General features: G+C 53.1%; 19 protein-coding genes. 7 read left to right on the plus strand and 12 right to left on the minus strand.

Features of this window, described 5'->3' with window-relative positions; translation table 11 throughout:
- The first annotated feature begins 119 nt into the window (after nt 1-119).
- Nucleotides 120-413: a YicS family protein gene (locus OGV89_RS02795; protein ID WP_008323809.1), complete on the plus strand. Its 294-nt coding sequence runs from the start codon at nt 120-122 to the stop codon at nt 411-413.
- A gap of 94 nt (nt 414-507) precedes the next feature.
- Entirely contained in the window at nt 508-1,890 is a 1,383-nt protein-coding gene (gene gmuD, locus OGV89_RS02800; protein ID WP_286558118.1) for a 6-phospho-beta-glucosidase GmuD, read from the plus strand.
- A gap of 49 nt (nt 1,891-1,939) precedes the next feature.
- On the opposite strand, the gene nepI is transcribed toward gmuD, so the two are convergent.
- The gene (gene nepI / locus OGV89_RS02805; RefSeq protein WP_003840662.1) at nt 1,940-3,133 is read right to left on the minus strand and encodes a purine ribonucleoside efflux pump NepI; all 1,194 of its coding nucleotides are present in this window, start codon (nt 3,131-3,133) and stop codon (nt 1,940-1,942) included.
- A 214-nt stretch (nt 3,134-3,347) separates the two neighbouring features.
- Here nepI and OGV89_RS02810 point away from each other — a divergent pair, with 214 nt between their 5' ends.
- The gene (locus OGV89_RS02810; RefSeq protein ID WP_032937135.1) at nt 3,348-3,707 is read left to right on the plus strand and encodes a type II toxin-antitoxin system RelE/ParE family toxin; all 360 of its coding nucleotides are present in this window, start codon (nt 3,348-3,350) and stop codon (nt 3,705-3,707) included.
- Entirely contained in the window at nt 3,691-4,014 is a 324-nt protein-coding gene (locus tag OGV89_RS02815) for a helix-turn-helix domain-containing protein (protein WP_003023937.1), read from the plus strand. Before OGV89_RS02810 ends, OGV89_RS02815 begins: the two co-directional genes overlap by 17 nt.
- Nucleotides 4,015-4,080: 66 nt before the next feature.
- Here the strand turns inward: OGV89_RS02815 and OGV89_RS02820 are convergent, their stop codons facing one another.
- From OGV89_RS02820 to rbsK, 8 genes are all read right to left on the minus strand, one after another.
- The gene (locus OGV89_RS02820; protein ID WP_003023933.1) at nt 4,081-4,533 is read right to left on the minus strand and encodes a DUF1198 family protein; all 453 of its coding nucleotides are present in this window, start codon (nt 4,531-4,533) and stop codon (nt 4,081-4,083) included.
- Between the two features lie 125 nt (nt 4,534-4,658).
- On the minus strand, nt 4,659-6,050 hold the full coding sequence (uhpT, locus tag OGV89_RS02825; protein WP_003023929.1) for a hexose-6-phosphate:phosphate antiporter UhpT: 1,392 nt from the start codon (nt 6,048-6,050) through the stop codon (nt 4,659-4,661).
- Nucleotides 6,051-6,192: 142 nt separating this feature from the next.
- The gene (locus tag OGV89_RS02830) at nt 6,193-7,521 is read right to left on the minus strand and encodes an MFS transporter (protein WP_003023927.1); all 1,329 of its coding nucleotides are present in this window, start codon (nt 7,519-7,521) and stop codon (nt 6,193-6,195) included.
- 9 nt (nt 7,522-7,530) lie between these two features.
- The gene (gene uhpB / locus OGV89_RS02835) at nt 7,531-9,033 is read right to left on the minus strand and encodes a signal transduction histidine-protein kinase/phosphatase UhpB (RefSeq protein ID WP_048233064.1); all 1,503 of its coding nucleotides are present in this window, start codon (nt 9,031-9,033) and stop codon (nt 7,531-7,533) included.
- Entirely contained in the window at nt 9,030-9,623 is a 594-nt protein-coding gene (gene uhpA, locus OGV89_RS02840) for a response regulator transcription factor UhpA (protein ID WP_003023923.1), read from the minus strand. The genes uhpB and uhpA overlap by 4 nt, the downstream gene beginning before the upstream one ends.
- A 153-nt stretch (nt 9,624-9,776) precedes the next feature.
- Nucleotides 9,777-10,790, minus strand: a complete 1,014-nt coding sequence (locus OGV89_RS02845) for an aldose 1-epimerase family protein (RefSeq protein WP_286558120.1) — start codon at nt 10,788-10,790, stop codon at nt 9,777-9,779.
- 11 nt (nt 10,791-10,801) lie between these two features.
- A complete protein-coding gene (gene fucP / locus OGV89_RS02850; RefSeq protein WP_003023919.1) occupies nt 10,802-12,118 on the minus strand; it encodes an L-fucose:H+ symporter permease in 1,317 nt (438 codons plus the stop codon).
- A gap of 27 nt (nt 12,119-12,145) precedes the next feature.
- Nucleotides 12,146-13,066, minus strand: a complete 921-nt coding sequence (rbsK, locus tag OGV89_RS02855) for a ribokinase (protein WP_003844463.1) — start codon at nt 13,064-13,066, stop codon at nt 12,146-12,148.
- Between the two features lie 324 nt (nt 13,067-13,390).
- Between rbsK and OGV89_RS02860 the strand changes: the two genes are divergently transcribed.
- Nucleotides 13,391-14,176: a DeoR family transcriptional regulator gene (locus OGV89_RS02860; protein ID WP_003844461.1), complete on the plus strand. Its 786-nt coding sequence runs from the start codon at nt 13,391-13,393 to the stop codon at nt 14,174-14,176.
- A gap of 1 nt (nt 14,177) precedes the next feature.
- Here OGV89_RS02860 and ilvN read toward each other — a convergent pair whose 3' ends face one another.
- From ilvN to ivbL, 3 genes are all read right to left on the minus strand, one after another.
- Nucleotides 14,178-14,468 (minus strand): acetolactate synthase small subunit, encoded by a 291-nt coding sequence (ilvN, locus tag OGV89_RS02865; RefSeq protein WP_003023914.1) that lies wholly within the window; start codon nt 14,466-14,468, stop codon nt 14,178-14,180.
- Nucleotides 14,469-14,471: 3 nt separating this feature from the next.
- The gene (gene ilvB, locus OGV89_RS02870) at nt 14,472-16,160 is read right to left on the minus strand and encodes an acetolactate synthase large subunit (RefSeq protein ID WP_003840646.1); all 1,689 of its coding nucleotides are present in this window, start codon (nt 16,158-16,160) and stop codon (nt 14,472-14,474) included.
- Nucleotides 16,161-16,267: 107 nt separating this feature from the next.
- On the minus strand, nt 16,268-16,366 hold the full coding sequence (gene ivbL / locus OGV89_RS02875; protein ID WP_193339293.1) for an ilvB operon leader peptide IvbL: 99 nt from the start codon (nt 16,364-16,366) through the stop codon (nt 16,268-16,270).
- 521 nt (nt 16,367-16,887) lie between these two features.
- Between ivbL and tisB the strand changes: the two genes are divergently transcribed.
- Both tisB and OGV89_RS02885 read left to right on the plus strand, forming a co-directional pair.
- On the plus strand, nt 16,888-16,977 hold the full coding sequence (gene tisB / locus OGV89_RS02880) for a type I toxin-antitoxin system toxin TisB (protein WP_003840643.1): 90 nt from the start codon (nt 16,888-16,890) through the stop codon (nt 16,975-16,977).
- 123 nt (nt 16,978-17,100) lie between these two features.
- Nucleotides 17,101-17,934, plus strand: coding sequence for an EamA family transporter (locus OGV89_RS02885; protein ID WP_032937131.1), 834 nt, complete (start codon nt 17,101-17,103; stop codon nt 17,932-17,934).
- Nucleotides 17,935-18,033 lie beyond the last annotated feature (99 nt).

Genomic DNA, 18,033 nt, shown 5'->3' on the forward strand with positions numbered 1-18,033 from the left:
GAAAAACTACAACTTCTGGCTGATTATTTGTTTAGAAATTAACACAGGCTGATGAGTGAGGCGCATGCCGTCTACACTTACTCTTGAGATGATGCGCATCGACAACAAGGATTATTATCATGAAACGAGCCGCTTTACCGCTTATTGCCATTCTTTTCACGCTGTCGGGTTTAGCGCAGGCCGATTCGGCTTACGGCTCTCTACAGTCCGTTCATGAAAAAAATACTGTATTGAAGGACTTACGTAAGATTTGCACCCCACAGGGGTCGCCATCCGATGACGTGTGGGAAAAAACGATTATGTCTGATACACGTAATCAGCAGCATATCCGCGAGGCTATTCTGGCAATACAAAGAAATAACCAGAACAACTACTGGGAAGCACTTGGCAAAGTTGAATGCCCGGATTTATAAACATCTTGTTGTAAAATGAGCACTGTAACCGGTTTCTGTGTCGCAAAAAAACGTATTGTTGCCAGAACGTATAAATAGCAATGGAGCAATAACAATGCGATACCGTTTTCCAGAAAACTTCTGGTGGGGCAGTGCCTGCTCGGCACTGCAAACCGAAGGGGATAGCCTGAACGGCGGCAAAAGCCAGACCACGTGGGACGAGTGGTTCGACCGCCAGCCAGGTCGTTTCCATCAGGGGGTTGGTCCGGCGGACACCTCAACGTTTTATCAGCACTGGAAACAGGATATTGCACTGCTCAAACAGCTGAAGCACAACAGCTTCCGTACGTCGCTGAGCTGGTCACGCCTGATCCCGGACGGTACCGGCGATGTTAATCCGGAAGCCGTCGAATTCTATAACAACGTCATCGACGAGCTGCTGGCGCAAGGCATTACGCCATTTATCACCCTGTTCCACTTTGACATGCCAATGGTGATGCAGGAGAAAGGCGGCTGGGAAAACCGTGAGGTGGTTGAGGCGTTTGGCCGCTACGCGCAGACGTGTTTTACATTGTTCGGCAACCGGGTGAAGCACTGGTTCACCTTTAACGAGCCTATTGTCCCGGTGGAAGGCGGCTATCTGTATGACTTCCATTACCCAAACGTGGTGGATTTCAAACGCGCGGCCACCGTGGCATATCACACTGTACTGGCGCATTCCACGGCGGTGCGGGCGTATCGCGCCGGAAACTACGGCGGTGAGATCGGTGTGATCCTAAATCTGACACCCTCTTATCCACGCTCTCAGCACCCGGCGGATGTGAAAGCCGCGCACCATGCGGACCTGCTGTTTAACCGCAGCTTCCTTGACCCGGTACTAAAAGGGGAATATCCGGCGGATCTGGTCGAATTGCTGAAAGAGTACGATCAGCTACCAACCTGTCAGCCAGGCGACAGTCAGCTCATCGTCGAGGGGAAAATCGACCTGCTCGGTATCAATTATTATCAGCCGCGTCGCGTGAAATGTCGTGATACTGCGGTCAATCCAAACGCGCCGTTTATGCCGGAGTGGCTGTTTGATTATTACGAAATGCCGGGGCGTAAAATGAACCCTTACCGTGGCTGGGAAATTTATGAGCCTGGTATTTACGATATTATTACTAATCTTCGTGATAATTACGGCAACCCACGCTGCTTTATTTCTGAAAACGGTATGGGTGTGGAAAATGAGCAGCGTTTCGTTGAGCATGACCAGATCAACGACAGCTACCGCATTGAATTTGTTTCTGAGCATCTTAAATGGCTACATAAAGGCATCAGCGAAGGTTGTAATTGTCTTGGCTACCATATGTGGACTTTTATTGATAACTGGTCCTGGCTCAACGGATATAAAAACCGCTACGGTTTTGTCCAGTTAGATTTAGAAACGCAAAAACGTACGGTGAAAAAGAGCGGCGAATGGTTTGCCCATACTGCCGAAAACAATGGTTTTAATTAAAAAAAATAACCAGGATGCCGGATAGCGATCCGGCATACCGAGCTTTAGTTTATTGCATACCCTTTATGCGAACTTTTGCTGCCACCAGAAGCGCCGTCAGCAGCATCAGGCTGCCGGAAAGCATCAGGGGCGACAGCAGTCCGAGAGTATCGAGCGCATAGCCTCCCACCGCAGCCCCACAGGTATTGGCAAGCTGGATCACGGCGACCTGCACCGATCCGGCTTTTTCTGCCTGATCGGCAAGCGAGCGCGTGATCCACGTCGACCAGCCGACCGGTACCAGCGCAAACAACAGTCCCCAGATAATCGCAATACCCGCCGCCACCACTTTGTCACTGCCCCACAGAATCAGGACCAGTGCACTGAGCGCCAGCACCAGTGGCGCACCGGCTAACGCCAGTTTGACCGAACGCTTCAAAATCATCGACGAAAGCGACGTACCAACAAAGCTGGCAATACCGAAGCTCAGCAGCACCAGCGTCAGGCCATCAACGTCAAAGCCCGCCAGATTCATATAGATCGGGCGAATATAGGTAAAGAAGGCGAACTGCCCGGCAAAGGACATGAAGATGGCAATCATCCCGGCCATCACCCCCGGTCTCTGCAACAGGCTGAACATGTTTTGTTTCTGATGCGAAGGCTCGCCAGGCAGCGAAGGCAACGCTCTCACCACCCAAATTGTGCACAGCACGCCCATCACCGCCGCCGCATTAAACACATTACGCCAGCCGATAATGCCGCCTAAAAAGCTCCCCAACGGCGCGGCAATCACCAGCGCGATGGAGACTGCGCCAAAAATAACCGACAGCGCTTTCGGTACCGTACGTGCGGGAACCAGACGCATGGTCAGCGACGCCGACATCGCCCAGAAACCGCCAAGTGCCAGACCGAGGCAGGCGCGGCCAACGAGCAGCAGCGAAAAAGAATTGGCAAAGGAAACCAGCAGACAGGAGAGCGTTAGCAGCACCGAAAACAGGATCACCACATAGCGACGATCGGTCGCCTGAATAATTTGCGTCACAAACAGGCTGGCGAACATGGCGACAAATGCCGTCACGGTCACCGATTGCCCCGCCACACCTTCAGAAATCCCCAGATCCTGCGCCATCGGCGTTAACAGGCTAACGGGCAGAAACTCAACGGTTATCAGGCAGGCAACACAGAACGCCACGGCAAATACCGCCGACCAGTTAGGTCGGGAATTTGCCTCAGCGCGGGATTTTTGTTCAACAGCTTCACTCATTTTGTTACCTGCGTGGGGTTATTGTAGAAAAGTTACGCAGTGTAACATTAAATTTGTGACGTATTTAACGTTTCAGCAACTCTACCGTTTTGCATTGTCACTTGCGTAGAGGCTCGCACATTCCGAACGTGGCTGATTTTTCCCCTTTTTACAGCTAACTAAATGCATAGTATATCACCAGGTGCTATATTTATGGTTACAGGATGTCAACCCGATGCGAGTGTTCAAAACCAAATGGTTTACCAGGGAAGCGAAATCTCATGCGATTAATGACAATGAATTATGTGAAGCAATAGCCGCCACTCTTCAGGGAAGAGCAGACAATCTCGGCGGAGGAGTTTATAAAAAGCGGCTTAATCAAAACCGCGATCGCGCCATCATCCTTGCGAAAGGCGGAGAGCATTGGTTTTATACGTTCTTGTACGCCAAGCAGAACATAGCAAATATTAACAGTAGCGAGTTAAGCGGCTTTCGTGAATTGGCGAAGCATTATGCAAGCCTCGGTGATATGAAAATAGCAGCACTGATTCAGAGTAAAGAACTGGTAGAGGTCTGTCATGACAGCAAAGAATAAATTCAAAAGCCCTGCCTTTGAAGCCATCCATAGCGCAGCTTCTGGATTATTTAGCGTTGGTGCAATTCCACAGGAAACGATGCGCGATTTTGACAAAGCCAGTCTTAGTCACGTGGAAGATCTTCAACCGACTGAGATTAAAGCATTGCGTGAAAAGCTAAATGTAAGCCAACCCGTTTTTGCCCGTTATCTGAACACCAGCGTATCGACAGTGCAAAAATGGGAGAGCGGAGCTAAACGACCTGGTGGGATGTCATTAAAACTACTCAGCATCGTGCAAAAACATGGCCTGGACGTTCTGATGTAATTAGCCACAGCCAGATAGCGACACGTTTTGTCGACCTGAGAACCGTAACGCCATCAGGCATGACTATCAATGCAACCAATGCACACCATCTTCGGGCTGGAAAAAGGCGTTATAGCGCATTTGAAACGCATTAAGCTCCTGCATGTCCGGCTCCATTTCGCGCAAAAAACCGAGCGCCAGACGCACCTGCGCGTCGGTAATCGGCGCGGCCAGCCGAGCTTTTTGCAGCCAACGGTGCCACTGCAGCAGATTCGGCTCACTGCCGTCGACAATCACGATTTGCCAGATCAACAGCACCTGGGCCGCATTTTGCAGATGTGATTCATCAGGGCGGTGGAGGTACTGTAAAAAAGCCTCACCCTGTACTTTTCCCATCTGATCGATCATCGATTCTACTGGCACGACATCAATGTTCAGTCGCTCGCTCAGACGGCGAATTGCCCGCCGTGAACCGGACGTCAGCACCCGAAATCCCACCACAAAAACAACCACCAGGGTGGCCAACATTATCCAAATCATGCGCACATCCATTACCAGACAGGATGCCCATCATAGCGGCAAATTTATCGCTGTCGATGGATGAACGCCACGGCATAAAAAAGCCCGCCATTAAGGCGGGCAAAAGTTACCAATGCACACTTAACTTAAGCGACTTTCAATTGTTGAATCTTTTTCTCGCGGCGAATTTTACGTTCTTCAAACACGGCCACGATGGCCATCAGACAGATACAACCGATGGCGGCGGTGTCCAGCGCGGCGAAGGTTCCTGCCCAGCCGGTGAGGCCGAAAATCGGCGTGCCGTCGGCAATCATCCCCAGACCAAGCTTGGCGAAGCTGTCACCAATCAGATAAGCAAAGGTGCCTTTAATCCCATCGGCTGCGCCGATCGCTTTTTTCGGTACAAATCCGACTGCCGCAACGCCGATTAACAGCTGCGGACCAAACACCAGGAAGCCCAGCGCAAACAGCGAAGCCAGATAAACGTACTGGTTGCTGGCGTGCTGATAAACGCCCAGGGTGGCGATAATCAACGCCAGCGCCACGCAGGCCACCAGCGCACGGCGGCCATTCGCCAGGTCAGAGAGCCAGCCCCACAGCAGCGTGCCGACCAGCGCGCCCACTTCAAACAGGGTAAAGCCCTGAATCGCCACTTCTTTGGAGAGCTTTAGCTCCTGGAAAGCGTAGACGGTGGACCACTGGTCAATACCGATACGCACTACGTACAGGAAGATGTTCGAGAAACATAACAACCAGATCACTTTGTTTTTCAGCACGTACTCAACAAAGATCTGCCATTTCGTCATCTCGTTTTCTTCGGTCTCTTTGTCTTCTTCGCTGATCTCCTCGCCAAACAACTCTTCAGCTTTACCAAGACCATAAGATTCCGGGGAGTCACTGCCGTAGCGCAGGCCGATAAAACCAACAATCAGCGCGATAATCGACGGGAAGATAAACATCCCGATGACGTGACCGTCGAACAGATAGTTAGCGCCAAACAGCGCCACGCCTGCCGCACCCGCACCGCCGAGGTTGTGGGAGATGTTCCACATACCGAGGTAAGAACCCCGCTTGCGACGCGGCGTCCATTTGGTGATGGTGGAATAGCTACACGAGCCGCCGGTACTCTGGAAGAAACCACTCAGCGCATAGAAGGCAATCATCAGGAACAGGCTGGTTGAACCCGCGCCCATGCTGGCGCTGAAGCCGAGCATACAGATGGCAGAGAGGATCAGCATAAACGGCAGGAACTGCTTGGTGTTTTTGCCGTCCGCGTAGTAGGAAACCAGCGTTTTTCCCACGCCGTAGGTGATGGAGAAGCCCAGGCCAATCATCCCCAGTTGCGTCATGCTCAGCCCGTAGGTGGAGATCATGTCGTTCTGCGCGATGTTGAAGTTTTTGCGGATCAGGTACATGGTCAGGTAGCCGATAAAGACCACCAGATAGGACTGCATGAACGGTTTGAACCACATTTTGCGCCGCACATCGAGCGGCAGATCCAGGGTCGGCTTGCGCACCTGGTTGAGAAAGGCCAGCATTTGACACTCCCGAGCTAATTTTTATACCTGCGAATAGCAGGCATTGTAAAAATCAGCCGGGAGACGTGCCTGAGACAGCGTCCAGGTGAAACCGGGAAAATTTCTTAGTTTTGCCCCACTCAGGGCAAAAAGGTGAGGTGCATCACGCTTCGTTGAGATCGCGCGGAGCCTGGGCGTTTAAAAACGGCAGCAGCAGCAGCGCGGAAATCCCCGCCGCAATGGCGATCACCACAAAAAACCCGGTCCAGTGCCAGACCTCCATCACCTTCGCCAGCGGCCAGCCGGAGAGCGATGCCCCCAGATAGGCAAACAGACCAACAAAACCGGTTGCTGCACCTGCCGCCTCTTTGTGCGAACACTCCGCTGCCGCCATGCCGATCAGCATCTGCGGGCCGAAGACGAAGAATCCGGTCGTGAAGAAGCACGCTGCCTGCATCACGTAGCTGGCGAACGGCATCAGCCACAGCGAACCAACGGAGAGCAAAATTCCGGCGGCAAAAATCAGGTTCATTGGACCGCGGTTGCCGTTAAACAGCTTGTCCGAGCCCCACCCCGCCACCAGCGCACCGACAAATCCACCCAGTTCGAACATGGTCACGGCGGTATTGGCAGTCACCAGATCCACGCCGAGCGTCTCAGACATGTACAGATTGCCCCAGTCATTAATCGCTGCACGGACCACGTACACCAGCACATAACACAATGACAGCAGCCAGATATAAGGATTCAGCAGCACATAGCGGGTGAGGATCTCTTTGCGGCTCAGCCCTGCACCTTCCTGCTGCTGAGCAATTTCCAGCTCATCATGTCGCCAGTCGCCAATCGGCGGCAGACCAATCGCCTGCGGTCTGTCGCGCAGCCGCCAGCAGAGGAAAACCCCCACCACAATAGCCAGCAGCCCAGCGATCATCATCCCGGCGCGCCAGCCGTAGTGCAGCGCTGTCGCCGCCATCACGATAGGGATCAGCGCCCCGCCGACGTTGTGCGCGGTATTCCACAGCGCCCACCAGCCGCCTCGCTCGGTACGCGAATACCACGCGGTCAATAAACGCGCGCAGACCGGCGACCCCCAGCCCTGGAAAAAGGCGTTCAGCGCCCACAGCACCGCAAAGGCCCACAGTGAGGTAGAGAATCCAAACAGAATGTTCACCACGCCGGTGGCGATCAGCCCGATTCCCATAAAATAGCGGGCGTTGGAGCGGTCGCTGACGATACCGGAAACAAACTTCGACAGGCCGTAGGTGATGTAAAACAGCGTCGCCAGTAGCCCAATATCGCTGCGGGTCAGCACGCCGCTGGTGAGGATATCCGGTACGGCGGCATTGAAGCTTTTGCGTGTGAAATAGAACAGTGCGTAGCCGAGCCAGATAGTGGTCAGAATATGCCGCCGCCAATAGCGATAGCGGGCATCCACTTCCTGCTTGTCGGTGATGAGCGGCGCATTGGCCGGGGCTTTTAAAAACGCAAACATGGCCGCTCCTTACACATAACGTTGAGGCAGTGACACGCTGACCCGCGTGCCGTGCGTACAGGAAATCGACAGCGATCCTCCGAGGGCGCTAATCCGTTCACGCATCCCGGTGAGGCCAAATCCATGCTGACTCGACCCCGGCGGCAGGCCGCTGCCGTCGTCCTCAATCACCAGCATCAGCCGTTCATCCTGTTGCCAGCCCTGAAGCGTCACCGCGCTGGCGTCGGCGTGCTTAACGATGTTGTTCAGTCCTTCCTGACAGACGCGAAACAACGTCACCCGCTGGCTTTCGCTGAGTGCAGATTCGTCAATTCGCCAGTCGAGATGGCTGACGATGCCGCGGCTTTCCAGCTCCATTTCGCGCATCAATGAGCGGATGGCCTGCTCCAGCGTGAGATCGTCCAACTGGCGTGGTCGTAGGCGGCCTAACAGGCGACGCACCGAATCGTACACGCCGAGAGAAAGTTGTTCGATGTGTGCCCCGCTAAGCTTCACCCCTGCGTTTTCCGGCGCCAGGCGCTGGACAATACCCGCCTGGGTACGAATGGCGGTGATGGTTTGGCCGATATCATCATGCAGTTCGCGCGCCACGTCCCGACGCACGCTCTCTTCGGTCTCCAGCAGGCGTTCAGCCAGACGATGGTTGCGCGCTAATTCGTTTTGCAGCGACTGGTTAAGCTCACGCAGACGCTGAATGCCCGCGCCGAGCAGCAGCCCGGTCAGGCTTTGCACCAGCAGCGAGAGCAACAGGTCGACGGGATGATCGTGCCAGGTCTGGCTGGCAATCAGCGCGATGGCGTTCATCAGCGTCGCAATCAGCGCCCCCTGCCAGCCGTAGTGCCAGGCCAGCGCAATGATCGGCAACGCGAGGCAAAACGGCGTGAAGCGCGAAAGCTCGGCGGGTAAACCGAGCTGTAGCCACAGGCTGACGCTAAACAGCAGCAGGTACCAGACCAGATGCCGCCCGCGCCAGTTCACCGGCTGCGACACCACCGCAGGGCCCAGCGGCAGCCAGGTGGTGCTGGTCAGATAGTGCCAGAACACCAGGCAGATCGGCGCCAGCGTTAATCCGCCGGTGAGCGTCAGCAGCAGCGCGTTCCATGCCTCTTCACCCTGCCCAAGCCAGGGCAGCGATTGCAGCAATGCCGCCGCCGTAAGCGCCGCGCCCTGCAACAGCAGCGTACGCCAGTCACGCTGATGGCGGTATCGCGATATCAGCATCACCGGGAGTAACGTGAGGAAGCTGCCGATCATCAAAAGTGGCAAATGGGCCAGCACCACTTCCTGTGCCAACCAGAAAAGAAGCAGCCATTCCGCGCCCAACAGCACCGGCCAGTAGTCACGTGGACATTGCAGCATCAGCCCCAGACGCAGGCCAAACGGAAACAACAGTACCGCCAGCTCCGGGCGCTCAACCAGATGCAGGCTGATGCTCCACAGGCAAAACCACGCGGCAGAGAAGATAAAGAAGCAGGCAACAACGGTGATTAACCGGGAACAGAGCGTGTTCATTGCCAGCCGTCAAACATCCGGCGGGCCAGTTCGACGTCGTTGCTGACGCCCAGCTTTTCCATCAGGTTGGCGCGATGCACGTGCACCGTTTTCGGCGACAGACCCAGTTCAGCAGCAATCTCTTTGACCGCCATACCTTGTGCCAGTTTTTCCGCTACCTGACGTTCGCGTTTGGTGAGCGGATCCTGACGACCAGCCGCCAGTTTGACGGCGATGTCCGGCGTCAGGTAACAGCCGCCGGTCGCAACGGTATGCACCGCTGCGATCAGCTCATCCGGGCTACAGCGTTTAGAAAGGAAACCACGCGCGCCCGCGTTGAGCGCCTGCTCCACCAGCGCCGGGCTGTCGTGGACGGAGAGCATGATAATCGCCATTCCTTTTGGCAACTGGCTTAACAGTTCAAGACCGGAGATATCTGGCATTGAGATATCACAGATACAGACCTGCACGCCGCGCCCCGGTAATCCCGCCAGCGCCTCACTGCCTGAGCCAAACTCAGCCACCACCTGCAAATCAGGTTCCAGCCCCAGCAGTTGGGCAAAGCCGGAGCGGACGATAAGGTGGTCGTCAATAAGGGCAACGGTAATCATGGGTTCATCCTGGCGCTAAGACATGCCTGATGGCGCTGCGCTTATCAGGCCTACGGGCGGGTGCCGTTGTAGGCCGGATAAGGCATTAATACCGTCATCCAGCAAAAGCGCTTACCTTAACGATAAGCGCGTTGCTGTTCAAGCCTTGAGCGATCATGCTATGCCCGTTGTGACGGTAAATGTGCGGGTGTGTTTCGGTTCTATCTGAATCAACGTCCCGTTTCGCTCCGCTGCCAGGAAGCCTTCAGGGCGACAAGTCGCGGGTAGGGCGAAGGCTGCCACCTGCTGATCGCCGTTATAGAGGATCCAACGGGTGACATAATTCAGCTCCGCGCTGGAGAAACGCGTCACGAACGTGGTGCCATCAGGTGCGATCATGCTAAATTCAGGCTTATCTGTGTATCTATCCAGTTGGTCAGCGAAGAAAACGATTTCCGGATCGTAAAAATCGGGTTCATTAAGGCGCATCAGCGAAGCCTCACCCTGAATAATCCGCTGATTAAACGCCAGCCACTGCTCGGTAGGCTTAACATGTGCGGGTACCGATTCACGCAGCGTTATGGCTTCATCCGGGATATTCTGGCTGAAGGTCGCTTCCGGGACGTAGGCATAGTTCATATGGCACATGTACTGCAAAGGCATTACCACTGAAGCGAGGTTAGTGACCGACATCTGAATATCAAACAGCGCGCTCGCCTTGCGCATGACCACCGCAGGATACGCCTGATAATGATGACCGAACCCCATCACATACTCGTAGCGTCCGCTCACGCGCAAATTCTCGCCTTCCAGCTCCAGCCAGGCCTCATCCATCGCAGCACAGGCCATTTCACCATGCAGCGGGTGAGAGTCTTCCGGCGACGGGCAGCCATTAGCCAATAGCCCCGAGTGGAAAGCAAAGCAGCCGTAGGTCGCGACCACTTCTGCAGCCGGTTTTGGCTGACTGAACATGTTGCGCATGGTCAGATCATGTCCGTCAAACTGCGCATCCCAGATCATCTGCCCCATCCAGGGCAGAATAACCAGATGTCCACGACTGTTTTCTATCTTCAGCCCTTCCACTCCGCTGGCGTAACGAAACGCGGTAACCGTGAAATCGCTATTTTTCAGTAAGATTCGCGGATGCTCTGCAAAGAGTTCCCGCCACAGCGTGATACGTGTTGTCATGATCGTTCTCCTCAGGAAACCGTCGCTTCAGCCAGATTGTTGCGTACTTTGCTCTCACGCCAGAAGTAGATTCCGACGTACACGAAGCACAACATAGAAACCAGGAACGAAAGTTGCAGCGAGTGGAACATATCAGCCACATAGCCCTGAATTGCCGGAACCACCGCCGCACCGACAATCGCCATGACAATGACAGCTCCCGCCATTTCAGTATGCTCGTTATCCACGGTATCCAGCGTACCGGCGTAGATTGTCGCCCAGCAGGGTCCAAACAGGACGCTCACCAGCACGGCGACGTACACGGCGCTGAAGCTTGGCGCCAGCGCAACATAGACGAGGAACAGCGCGCCAATGATGGAGTATAGGATCAGCACTTTTTCCGGATTGAAGCGCGTCATCAATATGTTGGCGATAAACTTCCCGATAAAGAAGCAGGCAAAGCTATAGACCATGAAGGTTGAGGCATCACGCTCGTTGATATCACCCAATTCCAGTGCCAGACGGATAGTGAATGACCACACCGCAACCTGCATCCCCACATACAGGAACTGCGCAACAATCCCACGGCGGAAACGGGCATTGCTGGCCAGATAACGCAGCGTATCCATCGCTGACGGACGCTTATGACTCGCCGTTTGCGCGACTTTGCAGGTCGGGAAGCGGGTCAGCAGGAACAACACCATCACCACAACCAGTACCATAATCATGTACTTGTAAGGCTCAAGGGTATTTTCCAGCATCAACACTTTAAAGTTGTGGATCTGTTCCGCGTTCATCCCAGCCATCTGTTTTTCCAGACTCTCACCTTCAGAGAAGACCAGATATTTGCCCAGCAGAATACCGGCGGCGGCGCCAATGGGGTAAAAGGTCTGGCTGATGTTCAGGCGTAAAGTGGCATACGCTTTTGGGCCGATCATGGAGCTGTAGGTATTAGCTGCCGTTTCCAGGAAGCTCAGGCCAATCGCAATCGCAAAAATTGCCGCGAGGAACATGGTGTAGGTGGCCATGTGCGATGCCGGGAAAAAGAGCGTACAGCCAACAATATATAGCGTCAGCCCCATTAAGATGGCAATTTTATAGCTGGTCTTTTTAATCACCAAAGATGCAGGAATCGCAATTAAAAAATATCCGCCATAAAAGGCACTCTGCACTAATGCCGAGGCAAAGTTGCTGAGTGAAAATACGCTTTTGAATTGCGTAATCAGAATATCATTTAATGCGGCTGCGCATCCCCATAATGGGAATAAACAGGATAACAAAATAAACTGGAACAGAGGCGTCTTATTCAGATAGCCGTCGGGCATCTGAATGATGTTTTTATCGTTCATAGTGCTACCTTTTACAATGCAGGAGTATTATTCGTTTAAGGTAAGAAACTCATTAAATTGTTCGATGCTTGGATAAGATGATTGAGTGCCTTTCCCGGTAACGCTAAATGCAGCGAAGAGAACGGCTTTTTTCATGGCGGCTTCGACATCACCGCTTTGAACGTAATAATGGGCAAAACAACCGATGAAAGCGTCGCCTGCGCCACTGGTATCGACAGCGTTCACTTTAAACGCCGGAACATGGACTTCCTGGTCACGCGTCATCCACAACGCACCTTTCTCACCCATGGTGACGATAATATTGTTCAAACCTTTATCAACCAGAGAACGTGCCGCTGCGCGAATATGGTCATAAGTATCCACTGGCATACCGGTTAATATTTCCAGCTCGGTTTCATTCGGCACAAAAAAATCACATTTACAGGCATAAGACATATCTAATTCCCGTAATGCAGGAGCGGGATTTAGTAACACTTCAATACCGTGTTTTTTGCCAAATTCAATCGCGTGATAAACAGTTTCCAGCTGCACTTCCAGTTGCAGGACAATAAGCTGACATTTTTTCAGATCTTCCGCCGCACGATCGATATCTTCCGGGGAGAGAAATTTGTTCGCTCCTTTAATAATCAGAATACTGTTGCTGGAGTTCGCATTAACAAAGATCGGTGCGACACCGCTGCTGGTGCAGGGTACCTTTTCGACATAGGTGGTATTAATCCCCCAGGATTCGAGATTGCGAATAGTGTTATCCGCAAAAATATCATCACCGACTTTTGTCAGCATCAGTACTTTGGAATTGAGCTTAGCGGCTGCAACGGCCTGATTTGCCCCTTTACCGCCACAACCAATTTTGAACGCCGGCGCTTCCAGCGTTTCCCCTTCTTTGGGCATCTGGTTGATGTAGGTGATGAGATCCACCATGTTGGAGCCAATAACCGCGATATCCATTTTACTACCTCTCAGAAACAATCACACCACAATGATATTAAAATAACATTATCATGTTACTTTCGTATCATTTGTGACTAGGATCGCGATTGGAAGATCATTTTATTGTTTATTTATTACGCTAAATGTTGCGACCCCATCACACTACAAATAATGAAGTTGCTTACAATTGACTGAAAGTTAACTGGATATAATCAATAAAACGTGAAAAAACACGCTTTTATTTCCGAATAGTCAGACGTATAGTAATGCGGCAATGCCATGTTCTCAGAAACACAAAAATGTTACTGAAGGAACATGGGAACATGATTCGTGGAGAAGCACATGGAAACTAAGCAAAAAGAACGTATTCGACGTCTGATGGAATTGTTGAAGAAGACCGACCGAATCCATCTGAAAGAGGCGGCACGAATGCTGGAAGTTTCCGTGATGACTATTCGTCGGGATCTCAGTCAGGATGACGAGCCGTTACCGCTTACGCTGCTCGGTGGTTACATTGTGATGGTGAACAAGCCCGCCGCCATCGTTAATGCCCCAGTGCCTGCGCAAAAACAGTATCACCGCGACGATTTACCGGTTGCCATTCTGGCCGCGGGACTGGTAAGTGAAAATGATCTGGTCTTTTTTGATAATGGTGCGGAAATGCCGTTGGTGGTCAGCATGATCCCGGATGATATTTCCTTTACCGGAATTTGCTACTCGCACCGGGTATTCGTGGCGCTAAATGAAAAACCCAACGCCACGGTGATTCTTTGCGGAGGCACCTATCGGGCGAAAAGTGACGCCTTTTACGATACCAGCACCCCCTCTCCGCTGGATGCGCTCAACCCACGAAAAGTATTCATCTCCGCCAGCGGCGTCCATGAGCATTTCGGCGTTAGCTGGTTCAATCCGGACGATCTAGCCACAAAACGCAAAGCAATGGAACGCGGATTACGCAAAATTCTGCTGACGCGCCGCGCCCTGTTCGATGAGGTCGCCCCCGCCAGCATTGGTCCACTCTCCACCTTTGACGTACTGATAAGCGACCGTCCGTTACCGGCAGATTACGCAACCCACTGCCGGAACGGCTCTGTCAAAGTGATCACCCCGGATTCAGACGGCGACTAACTCACTCAAAGAACACGGTGATTTTGTTAAACATCGACGGATCGGACTGATTGCGGGCCACTTTCACCACATCTTCAAGCTTGTCGATCTGGCTTATCATCTGCTCAAGACGTTGATCGTCGTTGACCAGTAGCCAGATGCGGCTCTTATCGCTGTCCTGAATCGGTAGACAGAGGATGCCTTCTACGTTGAACGCACGACGGGCGAACAGGCCGCAAACGTGAGTCATTACGCCCGGATGGTTACGTACGGTGAGTTCCAGGATTACGTTGTCATGAGTCTGCTGTTGCATGGCTTATTCCCCCACCATTTCTGTGTTTGCCGCACCCGGCGGCACCATCGGGTACACTTTTTCTTCGGCATCGATGCGCACGTGGATCAGCGCAGGTCCAGGGCGATTAATAATCTCCTGCAACGCTGCCTGTGGGTCCGCTTCGTTATTCAGATCGCAGGTTTCGAGACCAAACCCGGCAGCTATCTGCATAAAGTTAATCATCCCCGGATAGGTCGCGGCAAAAACACCCTGCTTATAGAACAGACTCTGCTGTTGATATACAAGACCTAACGCTTCGTTATTCATCAGAATGATTTTAATATCCAGCTGATTTTCGCTGGCGGTCGCCATTTCCTGAATATTCATCATCAGGCTGCCATCGCCGGAGAAGCACAGCACTTTTTTGTCTGGGTTAGCCAGGGCCGCACCAATCGCCGCAGGCAGGCCAAAGCCCATGGTTCCCAGACCGCCGGAGGTCAGCCACTGGCGTGGACGATTCAGCGGGTAAGCCTGTGCCGCCCACATCTGATGCTGGCCTACGTCGGTGGTGATAATGGCGCTGTCGTCTACGCAGGCAGCCACGGCGTTGATCAATCCATAGTGGCTGAGCGGATTTTTTTCCTGGGGGATCGTGCACGGAAATTCTTGCTGCAGGTCAGACACCAGTTGATGCCACTCTTCACGCGGCTGCGCTTCAATCTGCGGGAGCAATTGTGCCAGAACCTCATCGACATCTGCCTGGATCGCCACATGCGGCTGTTTGATTTTACCCAGCTCCGCGCGGTCAATATCCACGTGGATGATTTTGGCATTCGGGCAGAACTGTTCGGTTTTACCAATCGCCCGGTCATCAAAACGTGCGCCCAGAACAATCAGTAAATCCGCTTCTTGCAGAATAAAGTTGGTGCTGCGTGCGCCATGCATGCCCAGCATGCCTAACGACAGCGGATGCGCTTTTGGCAGCATACCGAGCGCCATCAACGTCATGGTGGTAGGCAGTTTTGCTTTTTCGGCCAGCTCACGAACACGTTCCGGCGCGTTAATTACGCCGCCGCCGAGGTAAAGCACCGGGCGTTTGGCGGCGTTAATCATAGCTGCAGCATCGCGAATGCTGTCCTGGCTGAACGCTGGTGCCGCCATTTTCTGCGCGGGTTCCGGCATCTCTTCAATTTCAAAAACGGCGGTTTGAATATCCTTAGGAATGTCTATCCACACCGGGCCTGGACGTCCGGACTGCGCAATGCGGAACGCATCGCTCATGACCTGCGGTAATTCACTGATATGGCGGACCAGATAGTTGTGCTTAGTGATGGGGATAGAGATGCCGTAGGTGTCGACTTCCTGGAAAGCGTCGGTGCCGATCATTGAGGCCGGAACCTGCCCGGTGATACACACCAGCGGGATGGAATCCAGACGCGCATCGGCAATGGCGGTTACCAGGTTGGTTGCGCCCGGTCCGCTACAGGCCATACAGACAGCGGGTTTGCCATCGGTTCTCGCCATTCCCTGCGCGATAAACCCCGCGCCCTGCTCGTGGCGCGCCAGGATATGACGGATTTGTGTGCTTTGGCTTAAGGCGTCATAGACGGGAAGAATCGAGCCGCCTGGAATACCGGTGACGACCTGAATACCCTGACGTTCCAGGAAATGAACGATAAATTCTGCGCCCGTAAAACGCGTACGCTTGGATGTTATGCCCGAACTTGCCATGCTCCAGTCCTTTTATTCTGGGCCTTTGCTCCGGGCAGGTCTCTGAAACGAAAAACCCCGCCCGGTTTGCGCCGGCGGGGTTTTGGAATCGTGTGTTGATTCGGACCCTACGGCGCATTGCCGACGACCACCACCACACGCACGACGACCGCTGCGCGAGATGGCGCAGTTTTTAGTAGGGTCGCAGTCAGCATGAAAGGGTTCATTAGGGACCTGTCTGTTTGTTGATTAACTGGATTTATACAAACACAGGTTTTTCAGCGTGACAATGGAAAAATTTTCATCTGCACAAAAATGCTTCAACGATCACATTTAATTGTATGTCGTGCAAAAACAAAAAACCCCGCCGGAGCGAGGTTTTTTCAGCGTTGTGCGGTTGGTAGCCGCCGAACACACTGTGTTATGTCAACGAAAAAAGTATACGCGTTCTACGAAGAACACGCAATTTCGGCACGAATTTTGATGTTTTTGAGTATGGAACATGAATAGCGTAACGTCCATAAAATACTGTTAATTTATACAGTATTTATCTATAATGTCTCGGTACGCAATGTGTTATGCGGGGGCCGCATCGTAAACCGGCGCATCAAAGTCCTGGCTGAAACGGGTGGTGCCGTCAGCGCCTTAACCCCCGCGTGAGCACACTGTGTTATGTCAACAAAGGTGCTGGCAACAGGCAGCGGCGAGGTACGTCAGCACCGTGCTCCTTGTACCAAAAGGAGAGCGTATGAGCCTCGTGGATATCGCTATTCTTATCCTCAAACTCATTGTTGCAGCACTGCAACTCCTTGATGCCGTTCTGAAATACATTAAGTAATTCAGATTCAAGTCGCACCTAAGGGGGGCGGATAACACTCCGCTCCCCTTTCACCTTCTCCCTGGTGCTTGTATCGCGTCAATATGTTACGTTTTTATGACATCCTCAGGGAAGAATTCCGCCATGACGCTTTCTGTTTTCTGCATTTTGCTGTTCGCCGCACTGCTGCATGCCAGCTGGAATGCCATCGTAAAAGCGGGAAACGACAAGCTGTACTCGGCGATCAGCGTCAGCGGAACCGCTGCGATTATGGCGCTGATTTGTTTACCCTTTGCGCCGCAACCCTCTGCCGCCAGCCTGCCGTTTTTGGCTGTCTCAACCGCATTACAGGTGGTCTATACCGTCCTGGTCGCTAAAACCTATCAGGTTTCGGATATGAGCCAGACCTATCCTCTGATGCGCGGCACAGCGCCACTGCTGGTCGCGATTATCAGCGTCCTGTTTCTTGGCGATAGCCTTTCGCTACTCGCCTGGGTGGGGATTGCCACCATCTGTCTGGCTATTCTCGGGATGGCATTTAACGGACGCAGCGGTTCGCAACGCGGGATTATCCTGGCGCTCATTAACGCCTGCTTTATCGCCGGTTATACGCTGGTTGATGGCACCGGCGTACGTTTATCAGAAACCACGCTGGGCTACACGCTGTGGACCTTCTTTCTGAACGGCTCCTGCCTGCTGGGCTGGGCGATGATCGCCAGACGGCGGGAAGCGTCGCGCTATCTGGTACAGCAGTGGAAGAAAGGTATTCTTGGCGGCATTGGCACAATGGGTTCTTACGGCCTGGCGCTGTGGGCCATGACCCAGGCTCCGTTGGCGGTAGTCGCGGCACTGCGTGAAACCTCTATCCTGTTTGGCGCGCTGCTCGCGTGGCTGCTACTGAAAGAGAAGGTTGCCGGAATACGTCTTGTCGCGGCTGCAGGTATTGCCGTAGGCGCAGTTTTACTACGCTTATCATGATCGCGTTGTAAACCCGATGCAATCCGGCAACATTTGTTGCCGCTTTTTGTTTACATTTCCTGCCGTCCATCACATAAACATTCCAGCCCACTATCTGGC

The organism is Citrobacter sp. Cf125 (assembly GCF_030333935.1).
GTDB lineage: Bacteria > Pseudomonadota > Gammaproteobacteria > Enterobacterales > Enterobacteriaceae > Citrobacter > Citrobacter freundii.